This is a genomic window from Geobacillus zalihae NBRC 101842, from assembly GCF_001544135.1.
Classification (GTDB): Bacteria; Bacillota; Bacilli; order Bacillales; family Anoxybacillaceae; genus Geobacillus; species Geobacillus zalihae.
The window spans coordinates 20,186-34,350 of record NZ_BCPV01000027.1 but is presented as its reverse complement, the minus strand read 5'-3'; the positions used below and the strand labels follow the sequence as shown (position 1 = coordinate 34,350).

The 14,165-nt window shown below is 53.8% G+C and carries 15 protein-coding genes; 10 read left to right on the top strand and 5 right to left on the bottom strand.

From position 1 onward, the window contains the following. Positions 1-63 precede the first annotated feature (63 nt). Entirely contained in the window at positions 64-846 is a 783-nt protein-coding gene (locus GZ1_RS09275) for a Cof-type HAD-IIB family hydrolase (protein ID WP_015374335.1), read from the top strand. A gap of 52 nt (positions 847-898) precedes the next feature. Here the strand turns inward: GZ1_RS09275 and def are convergent, their stop codons facing one another. Then, positions 899-1,453 (bottom strand): peptide deformylase, encoded by a 555-nt coding sequence (def, locus tag GZ1_RS09270; protein WP_011230557.1) that lies wholly within the window; start codon positions 1,451-1,453, stop codon positions 899-901. Positions 1,454-1,980: 527 nt separating this feature from the next. On the opposite strand from def, the gene pdhA reads away from it, so the two are divergent. The 5 genes from pdhA to GZ1_RS09245 all read left to right on the top strand — a co-directional run bounded on the left by pdhA (position 1,981) and on the right by GZ1_RS09245 (position 7,370). Beyond that, positions 1,981-3,090, top strand: coding sequence for a pyruvate dehydrogenase (acetyl-transferring) E1 component subunit alpha (gene pdhA, locus GZ1_RS09265; RefSeq protein ID WP_013523311.1), 1,110 nt, complete (start codon positions 1,981-1,983; stop codon positions 3,088-3,090). Positions 3,091-3,093: 3 nt separating this feature from the next. Beyond that, positions 3,094-4,071: a pyruvate dehydrogenase complex E1 component subunit beta gene (pdhB, locus tag GZ1_RS09260; protein WP_011230559.1), complete on the top strand. Its 978-nt coding sequence runs from the start codon at positions 3,094-3,096 to the stop codon at positions 4,069-4,071. Positions 4,072-4,143: 72 nt separating this feature from the next. Beyond that, positions 4,144-5,448: a dihydrolipoamide acetyltransferase family protein gene (locus GZ1_RS09255; RefSeq protein WP_013145897.1), complete on the top strand. Its 1,305-nt coding sequence runs from the start codon at positions 4,144-4,146 to the stop codon at positions 5,446-5,448. Positions 5,449-5,452: 4 nt separating this feature from the next. Next, positions 5,453-6,865: a dihydrolipoyl dehydrogenase gene (gene lpdA, locus GZ1_RS09250; RefSeq protein ID WP_060788367.1), complete on the top strand. Its 1,413-nt coding sequence runs from the start codon at positions 5,453-5,455 to the stop codon at positions 6,863-6,865. A gap of 262 nt (positions 6,866-7,127) precedes the next feature. After that, positions 7,128-7,370 (top strand): hypothetical protein, encoded by a 243-nt coding sequence (locus tag GZ1_RS09245; protein ID WP_011230562.1) that lies wholly within the window; start codon positions 7,128-7,130, stop codon positions 7,368-7,370. 25 nt (positions 7,371-7,395) lie between these two features. Here GZ1_RS09245 and GZ1_RS09240 read toward each other — a convergent pair whose 3' ends face one another. Then, a complete protein-coding gene (locus GZ1_RS09240; RefSeq protein WP_013145895.1) occupies positions 7,396-7,776 on the bottom strand; it encodes a DUF1885 family protein in 381 nt (126 codons plus the stop codon). A gap of 197 nt (positions 7,777-7,973) precedes the next feature. Between GZ1_RS09240 and GZ1_RS09235 the strand changes: the two genes are divergently transcribed. Further along, positions 7,974-8,099 (top strand): GapA-binding peptide SR1P, encoded by a 126-nt coding sequence (locus GZ1_RS09235; protein WP_025949695.1) that lies wholly within the window; start codon positions 7,974-7,976, stop codon positions 8,097-8,099. Positions 8,100-8,213: 114 nt separating this feature from the next. Here the strand turns inward: GZ1_RS09235 and GZ1_RS09230 are convergent, their stop codons facing one another. Then, positions 8,214-9,686 carry an aminotransferase class I/II-fold pyridoxal phosphate-dependent enzyme gene (locus GZ1_RS09230; RefSeq protein WP_011230565.1) on the bottom strand — a complete coding sequence of 491 codons (1,473 nt, stop codon included), beginning with the start codon at positions 9,684-9,686 and terminating at the stop codon, positions 8,214-8,216. A 237-nt stretch (positions 9,687-9,923) separates the two neighbouring features. Then, positions 9,924-11,291 (bottom strand): ISLre2-like element ISGsp3 family transposase, encoded by a 1,368-nt coding sequence (locus GZ1_RS09225; RefSeq protein WP_060788366.1) that lies wholly within the window; start codon positions 11,289-11,291, stop codon positions 9,924-9,926. Positions 11,292-11,562: 271 nt separating this feature from the next. On the opposite strand from GZ1_RS09225, the gene GZ1_RS09220 reads away from it, so the two are divergent. From GZ1_RS09220 to GZ1_RS09210, 3 genes are all read left to right on the top strand, one after another. Next, positions 11,563-12,522, top strand: coding sequence for an NAD(P)H-dependent flavin oxidoreductase (locus tag GZ1_RS09220; protein ID WP_015374337.1), 960 nt, complete (start codon positions 11,563-11,565; stop codon positions 12,520-12,522). A gap of 259 nt (positions 12,523-12,781) precedes the next feature. After that, entirely contained in the window at positions 12,782-12,970 is a 189-nt protein-coding gene (locus GZ1_RS09215) for a YkzI domain-containing protein (RefSeq protein ID WP_011230567.1), read from the top strand. 105 nt (positions 12,971-13,075) lie between these two features. Then, entirely contained in the window at positions 13,076-13,870 is a 795-nt protein-coding gene (locus tag GZ1_RS09210) for an inositol monophosphatase family protein (protein ID WP_013523314.1), read from the top strand. A gap of 50 nt (positions 13,871-13,920) precedes the next feature. Here GZ1_RS09210 and GZ1_RS19260 read toward each other — a convergent pair whose 3' ends face one another. Beyond that, positions 13,921-14,091, bottom strand: a complete 171-nt coding sequence (locus tag GZ1_RS19260; RefSeq protein ID WP_014195347.1) for a DUF5325 family protein — start codon at positions 14,089-14,091, stop codon at positions 13,921-13,923. Between the last annotated feature and the right edge of the window lie 74 nt (positions 14,092-14,165).

The window sequence follows — 14,165 nt, the reverse complement described above, 5'->3', positions numbered from 1 at the left end:
TTGGTTGACATTCCGGGCGTTTTTCAGTACGGTAAACAATGAACAATTTTTTTACAAGGGGAAGTGAACGTGGGCAGAAAAATCGTCTTTTTCGACATCGACGGCACGCTTCTTGATGAGCAAAAGCAGCTGCCGTTGTCAACGATCGAAGCGGTTCGCCGCCTGAAGCAGTCGGGCGTTTATGTCGCCATCGCCACCGGACGCGCTCCGTTTATGTTTGAGCATGTGCGCAAACAGCTTGGCATCGATTCGTTCGTCAGTTTCAACGGCCAATACGTCGTTTTTGAAGGGAATGTGCTATACAAGCAGCCGCTCCGGCGCGAGAAAATCAGGGCGCTGACGGAGGAAGCCCACAAAAACGGCCATCCGCTCGTCTTTATGGATGCGGAGAAAATGAGAGCGAGCATCAGCGACCATCCGCACATCCACGTCAGCATGGCGAGCCTAAAATTCGCCCACCCGCCTGTCGACCCTCTTTATTATGAGAACAAAGACATTTACCAAGCGCTTCTGTTTTGCCGCGCCGAGGAAGAAGAACCGTATGTGCGCAACTATCCCGAATTTCGCTTCGTCCGTTGGCACGACGTCTCGACGGATGTGCTGCCGGCAGGGGGCTCGAAGGCGGAAGGCATCCGCATGATGATCGAAAAGCTCGGGATCGATAAGAAGGATGTGTACGCGTTCGGCGATGGATTGAATGATATTGAAATGCTGTCGTTTGTCGGAACCGGGGTGGCGATGGGCAACGCCCATGAGGAAGTGAAAAGGGTCGCCGACTTCGTTACGAAGCCGGTCGATAAGGAAGGCATTTGGTACGGATTGAAACAGCTGCAGCTCATCCGATAAAAAGCGGCCTTGGCCTTTTCGGCGAGGCCGCTCGCCATTGACAGCGGGCTTTTTAGCGCCCGATTGGAATCGCTCCGTCCGGCACTTGAAACGGGTCATCGGGGTTGATGCGGTCATAGAACATAATGCCGTTTAAATGATCGATTTCATGTTGGAAGACGATGGCCGGCAACCCTTTTAAGCGCAGTGTGACTTCTTCGCCGTCGATCGTCGTCCCAGTGACCGTGATGCGGGCATAGCGCGGCACATACCCCGGCACGTCGCGGTCGACCGACAGGCAGCCTTCCCCGGTCGTCAAGTAACATTGCTGGACGGAATGGCTGACGATTTTCGGATTGAACAAGGCGTAGCTGTACAGCGTCCCGTTTTCATCGGTGACATGGACGGCGATCATCCGCTTTGAGACGTTGATTTGCGGGGCGGCAAGGCCAATGCCGGGCCGCAGGCCGTATTTCGCTGCCAGCTCCGGGTCTTGGCTCATTTTCACGTAGTCAAGCAAGCTTTGCAAAATGCGCTTATCTTCCTCTGAAGGCGGCAACGGAACGGGTTCGGCGATTTTCCGCAATGTCGGATGCCCCTCTTTGATGATGTCCTTCATCGTGATCATTCGCTTCGTTCACTCCCTACGTTTGGCATCGCTGTCTATCGTTTAGTCTAACAAAATGAGCATCGATCGTAAATAAAAACGCAACCGCACGAATATATTATTCGAGTATAAGGAAAACAATAAGACAAATTCGAGAAAACGTTTTCATTATCTTGTCAAGCCACTGTGTGTTTTGTATTTTGTGAAAATATAATACAGGACTCATACAGATGGTGAGGGATGTAATATAACAGTTTGTGGGCGGAATATTGCCAATTCCAATTTCACCCAAAAGATAAAGCGAAAAAACATGAGAAATCAAAGTCGTTGACGGTTGATCCAAGAACGTGTAAACTAAAACTTGCAAATGCGTATTGTACTAATTCAATCTTGAAAAATAGTGAAACAGATTTCGGCGCCTTTGTTGCTTGCGTTGGCGCCGGATGGCGGCCGTTTTTTATTTCTCTTTCATTTTGGGTACATTAATAGTATATGGGTGAATGTATTCTCATTTCTAAAATTTCTCATGAAAGGCAGAGGTGGATGACATGGGTGTGAAAACCTCCCAGTTTCGATTTGCGGAGCAGCTCGAGAAAGTAGCCGAGCAGTTTCCGACGTTTCAAATTTTGAATGAAGAAGGCGAAATCGTCAACGAAGAGGCGATGCCGGAGTTAAGCGATGAGCAGCTGAAAGAGCTGATGCGCCGCATGGTGTATACGCGCATCCTCGACCAGCGCTCCATTTCGTTGAACCGCCAAGGCCGACTCGGGTTTTACGCGCCGACCGCCGGGCAAGAAGCGAGCCAAATCGCCAGCCATTTTGCGCTTGAGAAAGAAGATTTCATTTTGCCGGGATATCGCGACGTTCCGCAAATCATTTGGCACGGGCTTCCGCTTTATCAAGCGTTTTTGTTCTCGCGCGGCCACTTTCATGGCAATCAAATTCCTGAAGGCGTCAACGTCTTGCCGCCGCAAATTATTATCGGGGCTCAATACATTCAAGCGGCCGGCGTGGCGCTCGGTTTGAAAATGCGGGGCAAAAAGGCGGTGGCCATTACATATACCGGCGATGGGGGCACATCGCAAGGCGACTTTTATGAAGGGATCAACTTCGCGGGGGCGTTTAAGGCACCGGCCATCTTTGTTGTGCAAAACAACCGCTTTGCCATCTCGACGCCAGTGGAGAAGCAAACGGTCGCCAAAACATTGGCGCAAAAAGCGGTCGCTGCCGGCATTCCGGGCATTCAAGTCGACGGCATGGATCCGCTTGCGGTCTACGCCGCGGTGAAAGCAGCCCGCGAACGCGCCATTAACGGCGAAGGGCCGACGCTCATCGAAACGCTTTGCTTCCGCTACGGTCCGCACACGATGTCCGGCGACGATCCGACGCGCTATCGTTCGAAAGAACTCGAAAACGAATGGGCGAAAAAAGACCCGCTTGTCCGCTTCCGCAAGTTTTTAGAAGCGAAAGGTTTATGGAGCGAAGAGGAAGAAAACCGCGTCATCGAGCAGGCGAAAGAGGACATCAAGGAAGCGATCAAAAAAGCGGACGAAACGCCGAAACAAAAAGTGACCGACTTAATCAGCATCATGTTCGAAGAGCTGCCGGCGAACTTAAAAGAGCAGTATGAAATTTATAAAGAGAAGGAGTCGAAGTAAGCCATGGCGCAAATGACAATGGTTCAAGCGATCACCGATGCGCTGCGCATCGAGATGAGAAACGATCCGAACGTGCTGGTGTTTGGCGAAGACGTTGGGGTCAACGGCGGCGTATTCCGGGTGACCGAAGGGCTGCAAGCTGAGTTTGGCGAAGAACGTGTGTTTGATACGCCGCTGGCCGAATCGGGGATTGGCGGTTTGGCGATCGGCTTGGCTTTGCAAGGGTTTCGCCCGGTGCCGGAAATTCAGTTTTTCGGGTTCGTCTATGAGGCGATGGATGCGATTTGCGGACAAATGGCGCGCATCCGCTACCGCACTGGCGGCCGCTACCATGTTCCGATTACGATTCGTTCGCCGTTTGGGGGCGGCGTCCATACGCCAGAATTGCACTCAGACAGCTTAGAAGGACTCGTCGCCCAACAGCCGGGCTTGAAAGTCGTCATCCCGTCGACGCCGTATGATGCGAAAGGATTGCTCATCTCGGCGATCCGCGACAACGACCCGGTTATTTTCCTTGAGCATTTGAAACTGTACCGTTCGTTCCGACAAGAGGTGCCGGAAGGAGAGTACACAATTCCGATCGGCAAAGCAGACATTAAGCGTGAAGGGAAAGACATTACGATTATCGCGTACGGGGCCATGGTGCATGAATCGTTAAAGGCGGCGGCAGAATTAGAGAAAGAAGGCATTTCTGCCGAAGTCGTCGACTTGCGCACCGTGCAGCCGCTCGATATTGAGACGATCATTGGTTCGGTCGAAAAAACGGGCCGCGCCATCGTCGTTCAAGAAGCGCAACGGCAAGCCGGCATCGCCGCCAACGTCGTTGCTGAAATTAACGAGCGCGCGATTTTAAGCCTTGAGGCGCCTGTATTGCGCGTCGCCGCGCCGGATACCGTCTATCCGTTCGCTCAAGCAGAATCGGTGTGGCTGCCGAACTTTAAAGACGTGATCGAGACGGCGAAAAAAGTGATCAACTTCTAATTTGGACAAGTCCGGGGGAGCGAAGCGCCTTCCCCCGCTCATTTTCGGCAAACGATAGGAGGTCGACCTACAGTGGCATTTGAATTTAAGCTGCCGGACATTGGCGAAGGCATTCACGAAGGCGAGATCGTCAAATGGTTCGTCAAGCCGGGCGATGAAGTGAACGAAGACGACGTGTTGTGCGAAGTGCAAAACGACAAAGCGGTCGTCGAGATCCCATCTCCTGTCAAGGGGAAAGTGCTTGAGATTCTCGTCCCGGAAGGAACGGTGGCGACGGTCGGGCAAACGCTCATTACGCTCGATGCGCCGGGCTATGAAAACATGACGTTTAAAGGACAAGAACACGAAGAAGTGAAAAAAGAGGAAAAAGCGGAAACGGTGTCGAAAAAGGAAATGGTTGAGACCGCTGCTCCGAGCGCACCGGCGGCCGAAGCGGAAGCCGACCCGAACCGCCGCGTCATCGCGATGCCGTCTGTGCGCAAATATGCGCGTGAAAAAGGCGTCGATATCCGCCTCGTCCAAGGCACGGGGAAAAACGGCCGCATTTTGAAAGAAGATATTGATGCCTTCCTCGCCGGCGGCGCGAAAGCCGCGGCTGAGCCGACGCCGCAAGCGGCGGAAGAGAAGGCAGCGCCGCAAGCGCCAGCGGCGAAACCGGTTGTGCCGGAAGGCGAATTCCCGGAAACGCGCGAGAAAATGAGCGGCATCCGTCGGGCGATCGCCAAGGCCATGGTGCATTCGAAACATACGGCCCCGCACGTGACGCTGATGGACGAAGCCGATGTGACGAAGCTTGTTGCTCACCGAAAAAAATTCAAGGCCATTGCCGCGGAAAAAGGCATCAAGCTGACGTTCTTGCCGTATGTCGTCAAAGCGCTTGTTTCCGCGCTGCGTGAATATCCGGTGCTGAATACGTCGATCGACGATGCGACGGAGGAAATTATTCATAAGCATTACTACAACATCGGCATCGCCGCTGATACGGATCGAGGGTTGCTCGTGCCGGTCATTAAACATGCCGACCGGAAGCCGATTTTCGCGCTGGCGAAGGAAATCAACGAACTCGCTGAAAAAGCGCGCGAAGGCAAACTGATGCCAAACGAAATGAAAGGCGCATCGTGCACGATCACGAACATCGGCTCAGCCGGTGGGCAATGGTTTACGCCGGTCATCAACCATCCGGAAGTGGCGATTCTTGGCATCGGCCGCATTGCCGAAAAACCGATCGTCCGCGACGGTGAAATTGTCGCTGCTCCGGTCTTGGCGCTCTCGTTGAGCTTTGACCATCGGATGATCGACGGAGCGACGGCGCAAAAAGCGCTCAACCATATCAAGCAGCTGTTAAGCGATCCAGAATTATTATTAATGGAGGCGTAAAACGATGGTAGTTGGCGATTTTGCAATTGAAACAGAAACGCTCGTCGTTGGCGCCGGCCCTGGCGGCTATGTCGCCGCCATCCGCGCCGCACAGCTCGGCCAAAAAGTGACGATTGTGGAAAAAGGAAATTTGGGCGGCGTCTGCTTAAACGTCGGTTGCATCCCGTCCAAGGCGCTTATCTCGGCAAGCCATCGCTACGAGCAGGCGAAGCATTCCGAAGAGATGGGCATCAAGGCGGAAAACGTCACGGTTGATTTCTCGAAAGTGCAAGAATGGAAAGCGAGCATCGTCAAAAAATTGACGGGCGGCGTCGAAGGACTTCTCAAAGGCAACAAAGTCGACATCGTCAAGGGGGAAGCGTACTTCGTCGACGCCAATACGGTGCGCGTGGTCAACGGCGATAGCGCGCAGACGTATACGTTTAAAAACGCGATTCTGGCCACCGGTTCGCGTCCGATCGAGCTGCCGAACTTCAAGTTTTCCGGCCGCATTCTCGACTCGACCGGTGCGCTCAACCTCGGGGAAATCCCGAAATCGCTCGTTGTCATCGGCGGCGGCTACATCGGCATCGAACTCGGTACGGCTTACGCCAATTTTGGTGCGAAAGTGACGATTCTTGAAGGGGCCGGTGAGATTTTATCCGGCTTTGAAAAGCAAATGGTGTCCATCATTAAGCGCCGTCTGAAGAACAAAGGGGTCGAAGTTGTGACGAATGCGCTCGCAAAAGGAGCCGAAGAGCGTGCAGACGGCGTGACGGTCACGTATGAGGCGAACGGCGAAACGAAAACGATCGACGCCGACTATGTGTTGGTGACGGTTGGCCGCCGACCGAATACAGATGAACTTGGTCTTGAACAAATCGGCATCAAAATGAACAACCGCGGCTTGATTGAAGTGGACCAACAATGCCGGACAAGCGTGCCGAACATTTTCGCCATCGGCGACATCGTTCCAGGCCCGGCGCTTGCTCATAAAGCGTCGTATGAAGGGAAAGTGGCGGCGGAAGCCATCGCCGGCCATCCGTCGGTAGTGGATTACATCGCCATTCCGGCTGTGGTCTTCTCCGATCCGGAATGCGCCTCGGTCGGCTACTTTGAACAACAGGCGAAAGAGGAAGGCATCGACGTCATTACGGCGAAATTCCCGTTTGCCGCCAACGGCCGCGCTCTGTCACTCAACGATACGGACGGTTTCCTGAAGCTTGTCGTCCGCAAAGAAGACGGCGTTGTGATTGGAGCGCAAATCATCGGCCCGAACGCCTCAGATATGATTGCTGAGCTTGGGCTGGCCATTGAAGCCGGCATGACGGCGGAAGATATCGCCTTGACGATCCATGCCCACCCGACGCTTGGCGAAATCGCCATGGAAGCGGCGGAAGTGGCGCTTGGCACGCCGATTCATATCATTGCGAAGTAACGGAAAACGAAGGTGCCCCAAACACAGCGGGGCACCTTTTTCCTGCGGTGCAATAAGCAGGGAACATCATCCAGAAGCAAGATGATTGGCAGAAAAGAAATGAATCTGCGGCGGCAGCTGTATGTTCGCCTGTTGCTGCGCCCGGTCGACAGTCTTTTGTCCAATGGAGCGGCCTGGTCCATTTCTTGTCCAATTTCCCATACTATTTTCCGCTCTCGCTTCATATCGTTATGGTAAAGAACAAGCGGGAGATGGAGTTGAAATGAAAGCTTACGTTGCATTTTTGATGCAGATGATGATTTGGAGCAGTTTCTCATTGATCGAGTGGCTGTCAGGAAGAGACCGCCTGTTTTTCCGCGGGCTGATGCTGTGCATCTTTATGTACATCGCGTTTTTGCTGGCCCGCCAGCTCGGCTTGGCGACGCGCAAGGCGGCGCTGACGACGATTGGGACGGCGGCGGTGTACTTTGCCGGTCAGCATGTCATTTGGCAGGCCGTTCAATAAAAAACAGCGGTCGAATGCCCGCTGTTTACGCGCTGCCAAACACCATTGTCCGGCCGCTGAACAAGTGCAGTTCACCGCCGAGTGTTTTCGCCAGCCATTTGCTGAATTCATTGGCCTTCCCTTTATCCCCATGCGTCGCCCCCGGCGGCAGTGCGATGTCAATGAATGTCTCTTCTCCAGCTGTTCGCACGGAAATCGCCATCCCTTTGTACAAGCGGCCGTCGCCTTGCAAGTAGAGAACGGATTCGTGTATGCGGACCGTATACGGGAAAGCGGCCTGTTCGTACGCCCAACCAAGCTGTTCCCCTGTCTTTTTGAGCGCCATCTGGTAGCGCTCGAGCAGCTGTTTGACGTCCTCGATGGTCATCGTTTTCCCCGCAGGCAGCTTTAGATCGGTGTTCATCATTCCTTCCCCTCCCACCATTTCCATTGCGTCTTTATCCTTATTGTACCATATGTTGGCGGACAATAAATGGAAAAAGGGCGTTTTCAAAAAAGTTCTTTTTTATTAAATGTGATATACAAATTAGGATTGACAATTTAAATGTGATATATTATTATGAAATCAACAAGCGAATTTATCATCACAAAGGGGTTTTGGGGATGGGCACGATCGTATGTCAAACGTGTGATGCGACGATTGCGTATTTCGAAGATGAAAAAGTGACGACGCTTTATGGGAAATGTGATTGCTGCGAGCATGACCATGAGGGCGGAGAAAAAGAATAAAACGGTCAAACCGATGGGGGAAAGGAACGGATAGAGGCGCGCATGTCGACAAGTCACATGCGCGCCGTTTATTTTTGGCAAACAAGCACAAGCCAGGCAAACCGGCTTGTGCGGTCAGCGGATCGGTTTATATTCCTTAATGACACGCAACGTCTGCAGCGTGTCGTCTTCCGGCCCTTGGACAGGGAGGCCGGCAGCCAAGTTCGTCTCAATATACTTCAAGTTTTCTTCCGTGATGATTTCGCCTGGAATAAAAATTGGAATGCCAGGCGGATACACCATCACAAATTCGGCGATGATTCGGCCGGCCGATTCGTGAAACGGCACGACTTCCGTTTCGGCGTAAAACGCATCGCGCGGCGTCAAGGCGAGCGCCGGGATGTCCGGAAGGAGCACTTTCGGCTTGATCCCTTTCTCTGCCTGATGGCTGAACTGCTTCGACAAGCGGCGGAGCGCTTCAACGAGCAGGCTCGCCTCCCGTTCGGTATCGCCCGGGGTGATGATGCACAAAATGTTGTATAAATCGGAAAGCTCGACTTCAATGTTGTACGTTTCGCGCAGCCACCGTTCGACGTCATGGCCGGTCAGCCCGAGCTCTTTAACCGAAATGATGAGCTTTGTCGGATCGTAGTCGTACGTTGCTTCCGTGCCTAAAATCTCTTCGCCGACGCAGTACAAATATGGAATCTCGTTGATTTGCCGGCGCGTCCAGTCGGCGAGTCGAATGGCTTTGTCGATGAGTTCACGCCCTTTCGTCGCCAACTGTTTGCGGGCGACATCAAGCGAAGCGAGCAACAAGTACGACGTTGAAGTCGTCGTCAGCATGCTTAAAATCGCCTGCACGTGTTTCGCGGAGACGAGTCCTTCGCGCACATTCAAAATCGAGCTTTGCGTCAGCGATCCGCCGAGCTTATGGACGCTTGTCGCCGCCATATCGGCGCCCGCTTGCATCGCTGAGAGCGGCAAGTCCTCATGAAAATGAATGTGCACGCCGTGCGCTTCGTCGACAAGCACCGGAACGTTGTACGAGTGGGCGATATCGACGATTTTTTTCAAATCGCCGGCAATGCCAAAGTACGTCGGGTTGATGACGAGCACCCCTTTGGCGTCCGGGTGCTGGCGGAGCGCTTTTTCCACTGCTTGCGGCGTAATGCCATGGGAAATGCCAAGCTCCTTGTCGATTTCGGGATGAATGAAAATCGGCGTCGCTCCAGAAAAGACAATGGCCGACATGACCGATTTATGGACGTTGCGCGGCACGATGATTTTATCGCCCGGCCCGGCGACCGACATGACCATCGTCATGATGGCGCCGCTCGTTCCTTGCACGGAAAAAAACGTATAATCGGCGCCGAACGCTTCGGCAGCGAGCTCCTGCGCCCGTTTGATCATCCCTTTTGGATGGTGCAAGTCATCGAGCGGGCTGATGTTGATTAAATCAATCGCCAAGGCGTTGTCTCCGATGAAAGCGCGAAACTCCGGATCCATGCCGGCCCCTTTTTTATGGCCGGGAATGTGAAATTGAACCGGATTTTTTTTCATATGCTCCAACAAACCGGTAAACAATGGTGTCTCGAGTTGCGACAATGGTTTTTCACACCTCTTTATCTCGAGGATAAAACAAGTGCATTATAGCATGGATTTTTCCGTTTGCAAAGAAGAAATGAATGGACGAGTCAGTCAAGACTTTGTGGAGAACATTTTTTCGGTTCACTACGGGCGTTGTCAATCACTAGTTAGCGAACCATTTTCAGGAATTGATATCGTAAGCGCTTTCGGACTCTCATCCCTCATCTTGAGGTGATGATATTGTATTCCATTTTTTTACACCCAACCAAAATCCCGAAGCGCCGACAACGCTTGATGGATCGGCGTCCCGGATGACCGCTGCAGACACGGTAGATTCTGACGCACCACATCTGCCCACAACCGTCCTGCCTTCCGTTTGGCCTGTTCAACCCGCTTGGACTTCGTCGAGGCCGAGGCTGCCGTTCGGGTCTCTTCTTCCTCCACCAACTGCCCATTTCTCCGCCAAATCCCGTCGATTCGGGCTGCCATCGCCCTCAGAAACGCCCGAAGCCCTTGGTCTTTCCAGCTGCGGCGGGATTTCACCCGATGCGCAAACCGGCTCATCACGCTCTCGGCGTGGCCCATCGGACGCATGCCGGTCGTCTCCACCCCTTGCTCCGACAGCCACTCCCGATAGTCCCGGATGCATCCCGGCATCGACTCGATCCGGCGAATCAAGGCGGCCAGCTGTTGTTCTTTGCCTTCGTCCTCCAACGTGCCGACCGCGCTGTTCAGCTCCACGAGAAGCCCCTCTTCGTCTTGTTTCGCCAGCTTCTTCCGCACCTCCCGCCAACGCGGATGGCCGGACAGACACTGACGCAGCTCCCGCGCCACATGGAACCGATCCAGCTGAAAGCACGCCCGCTTCCCAAAATACTCCCGGCAGGCCGTGATCCACGACGCCGCGTCGCCGTTGATGATCAACAGGTCCCGGCACGGATCATAGGCATATTCGTTCATCAGCCACTCTTCAAACCGTTCCCACACGTCTCCCGCCCCTTCATGGAGGTAGTGGCGCCGGTTCACGAGCTCGAGCTGCGAACCGTTTCGTTTCCATCCCTCGTGAATCGCCAGGATTTTCTCTTCTTTCGCCCGTTTCCCTTTCCCCTGGCGGGAAATGAACAGCCCATCCGCCTCCACAAACAGCACTCGGCCGTGCCGTTGGGAAACAGGGTGGTGCAGCGAGACAGGGGCCTCCAGCACCAGTTGGCGAATCGCCTCGTGGCTTAGGACCGCATACCCCACGATCGACTCCAACGTACGGGCCGCTTTGCGGTAGGAAGAGCACTCTACGGCCAACTCGACCGCCGTTTCCTCGAGGCAAGGGCTGATCGACTGCGCTCCATCAAAGCCCAGTTCGGCATCCAGCAAGAAGGTATACGCCCCCGCCTGCCGATCATAGTAGTAGTTCCGTCGAAACGTCACTTCTCCAAACAGCGTTTGGATCGTGGTCGGCCGTTTGTCTTTCAGCTGATACCGGCGCTTGTCCCGCGCTTCCGCCAGTTGTTGATCAATCTCCTCCAAAAGGGCCGCCAACAAGACAGCGAACACCTTTTGAAGAGTTCTGACGAATTGTTCCTCCAGCTCTTTTAATAAAGGCCATTCTGTGGTAAGATGTTTCATGGACTCTCTCCCTCCTGTTTTCGGTTGATGTTGACAATCACCATCATAGCAGGGAGAGAGTCCTTTTTGCATGACATTTGCTTTTTTCTACCGCGCTTCGCTTGGTGGCCCCGACGAGCGTCGCGAACAAAAGTTCGCAACCCTCGTCGGGGATCATTTCGGAATGTCACCCACAAATATTTTACTCACACTGAATGGACGCTGAAAAAGGAAAACAGCGGTTCAAGAGAGAAATAAAAGAAAGACAAAACAAAAAGGGGGCGTTATCGAAATGAAATGGAGAACGAGGGTGACAGAGCTGCTCGGCATTACATATCCGATCATTCAAGGGGGACTCGCTTACTTGGCGTACGCTGATTTGGCCGCAGCGGTCTCGAACGCCGGTGGGCTCGGACAAATTACGGCGATGTCGCTCGATGGACCGGAGCAACTGCGCGAGGAAATCCGCAAGGTGAAGGAAAAAACCGATCGGCCGTTCGGCGTCAATTTCGCCATTGGCCAGCACGGCCGCCCGTTTGCTCATATGCTTGAAGCAGCGCTTGATGAGGGGGTGCCGGTCGTTTCGGTCACCGGCGGCAATCCAGCGCCGTTTTTTGAACAATTGAAAGGAACGAACGTGAAAAAGCTCGTGCTCGTTGCCGCCGTCCGCCAAGCAGTGAAAGCAGAGGAGCTCGGTGCTGATGCGGTGATGGTCGTCGGTCAGGAAGGGGGCGGGCATCTCGGCAAATACGATACTGGCACGTTCGTCCTTATTCCGAAAGTCGTTGACTCCGTATCGATTCCGGTCATCGCCTCGGGCGGCATCGCCGATGGACGCGGGTTGATGGCGGCATTGGCGCTTGGAGCGGAAGGGATTGAGATGGGAACGCGGTTTATCGCCACGAAAGAATGCGTTCATGCTCATCCCGCATATAAAGAAATGATTCTCAACGCCACCGAAAACGATACGGTCATCATTAAACGGTCGCTCGGGGCGCCAGGGCGGGTGCTGGCCAACGCCTGGGCGGAAAAAATATTGGAAATCGAGCGCCAAGGCGGTACGTATGATGATTTAAAAGAATATATTAGCGGAGAAGCGAACCGGCGCTTCATTTACGAAGGAAAGGTGGACGAAGGATTCGCTTGGGCCGGGCAGGCGATCGGGCTCATTCACGACGTTCCGTCCGTCGCTGAGTTGTTTGCCCGCATGATGGAAGAGGCGGAACAAATTCGGCGCCGTTGGGCAAACTAACGGTGGAGGTGGAACAATGGGTTATTCCTATCCATTTTCCTACGACTGGTCAACACAAGAAATCATTGATGGTCATAGTTCCCCTTGGATTATCGCTGTGGTATCATTCGAGCCACAACGGAAGCGCGGTAGGTAAACGCACAAATTAGTTGCATACACCCCTTTTTCCACATAATATAATATAAAACAAAATGAAGCAGCACATTCGTGACGGGCGCCGGAAGTTTAGCGGATGATCGAGAAAGGGGTGCGGACGAATATGAAAAAAACCGCCAATTCGCTGAAGCGACCAGATGGAGACAAACGCATGGCGGTGTTGCGGCTCGAACTCGATTACGAATTAGCGACGCTGTACGAGGCCATGATGGAAAACGATGAAGAAAAGAAAAAAGAGTGCAAACGGCGGCTTGAAAAGCTGCGCCAAGAACTGATGCGCCTTCAAGTATGATTCTGATTCAAGGCGAACCATCTTTCCGGTTCGTTTTTTTCTTGAGCCGCATCCGCCCCCGTTCCGGTTGCGATCTATACATAACCGAAGGCAGGAGGAATCAATATGGCAGAAAAATGGGAAGAAATCGACCGATACGCCCGGCAATGGATCGACGAAGCAGGAAAGCGCATCCGCGCCTCGTTTGCCAAACAGCTGACGGTGGAAGCGAAAGAGAACCCGAACGACTTAGTGACGAATGTTGACCGCGCCATTGAGCAGTTTTTCGCCGAGCACATCCGTCGCCAGTTCCCTAGCCACCGCCTGTTGGGGGAAGAAGGATTTGGCGACCGGATCGATGCCTTGGACGGCGTTGTTTGGGTGATTGACCCGATCGACGGCACGATGAATTTCGTTCATCAGCGGCGCCATTTTGCTGTATCGATCGGCATTTTTGAAGATGGCATCGGGCAGCTCGGCTACGTGTATGACGTCGTGTTTGACGAACTGTATGCGGCGCAAAAAGGGCGGGGGGTGTTTTTGAACGGGGAGCCGCTCGGCCTCCTGCAGCCCGCGCCAGTGGCGGAGTCGATCATCGCCATCAACGGGACATGGCTCATGGAAAACAAGCGCCTCGACCATCGCCCGCTCATGAGGCTGGCGAAAGAGGCGCGCGGCACGCGCTCGTATGGTTCAGCGGCGCTTGAGCTCGCGTATGTTGCCGCCGGCCGTTTGGACGCCTACATTTCGCCGCGCCTGTCGCCGTGGGATTTCGCCGGCGGGATGATTTTGATTGAAGAAGCGGGCGGAATGGTGACGACCCTTGACGGGAAGCCGCTGGATCTGCTTGGCCGCAATTCGGTGCTTGCTGCGAAACCTGGGGTGCACGAAGAAATTTTGCGGCGCTATCTTCACGATTGATGAGGCGCGAAATCGCGAAAACGGGACAAGCATCCAGCTTGTCCCGTTTTTCAACGCGTCCGTTTTTTATGGGCGAACCCGGCGCCCATGGCGGCGATCAAGATGACCGTGGAAGCGGCGATGCCGATCAAACTTTGCTCGGCGATGAAGACGCCGATCGCCATGATGGCGGCGACGGCAAGAATGGCGAGCAACAGCGGTACAGGCTCGATCCGTTTCATCCTATTTCGCGCAGGAGACTCCCACTTCAACGACCAAAGGGAGTAAGTGGGAGAGGAATGCGCGTTCCCCCTTT

Coding starts and splice junctions, on each gene's coding strand:
- lpdA (WP_060788367.1), top strand. CDS start 5,453: ATGGTAGTTGGCGATTTTGCAATTGAAACAGAAACGCTCGTCGTTGGC.
- GZ1_RS19260 (WP_014195347.1), bottom strand. CDS start 14,091: ATGAAACGGATCGAGCCTGTACCGCTGTTGCTCGCCATTCTTGCCGTC.
- def (WP_011230557.1), bottom strand. CDS start 1,453: ATGATCACGATGAAGGACATCATCAAAGAGGGGCATCCGACATTGCGG.
- GZ1_RS09220 (WP_015374337.1), top strand. CDS start 11,563: ATGAAATGGAGAACGAGGGTGACAGAGCTGCTCGGCATTACATATCCG.
- GZ1_RS09240 (WP_013145895.1), bottom strand. CDS start 7,776: ATGATGAACACCGATCTAAAGCTGCCTGCGGGGAAAACGATGACCATC.
- GZ1_RS09225 (WP_060788366.1), bottom strand. CDS start 11,291: ATGAAACATCTTACCACAGAATGGCCTTTATTAAAAGAGCTGGAGGAA.
- GZ1_RS09215 (WP_011230567.1), top strand. CDS start 12,782: ATGAAAAAAACCGCCAATTCGCTGAAGCGACCAGATGGAGACAAACGC.
- pdhA (WP_013523311.1), top strand. CDS start 1,981: ATGGGTGTGAAAACCTCCCAGTTTCGATTTGCGGAGCAGCTCGAGAAA.
- GZ1_RS09210 (WP_013523314.1), top strand. CDS start 13,076: ATGGCAGAAAAATGGGAAGAAATCGACCGATACGCCCGGCAATGGATC.
- GZ1_RS09245 (WP_011230562.1), top strand. CDS start 7,128: ATGAAAGCTTACGTTGCATTTTTGATGCAGATGATGATTTGGAGCAGT.
- GZ1_RS09235 (WP_025949695.1), top strand. CDS start 7,974: ATGGGCACGATCGTATGTCAAACGTGTGATGCGACGATTGCGTATTTC.
- pdhB (WP_011230559.1), top strand. CDS start 3,094: ATGGCGCAAATGACAATGGTTCAAGCGATCACCGATGCGCTGCGCATC.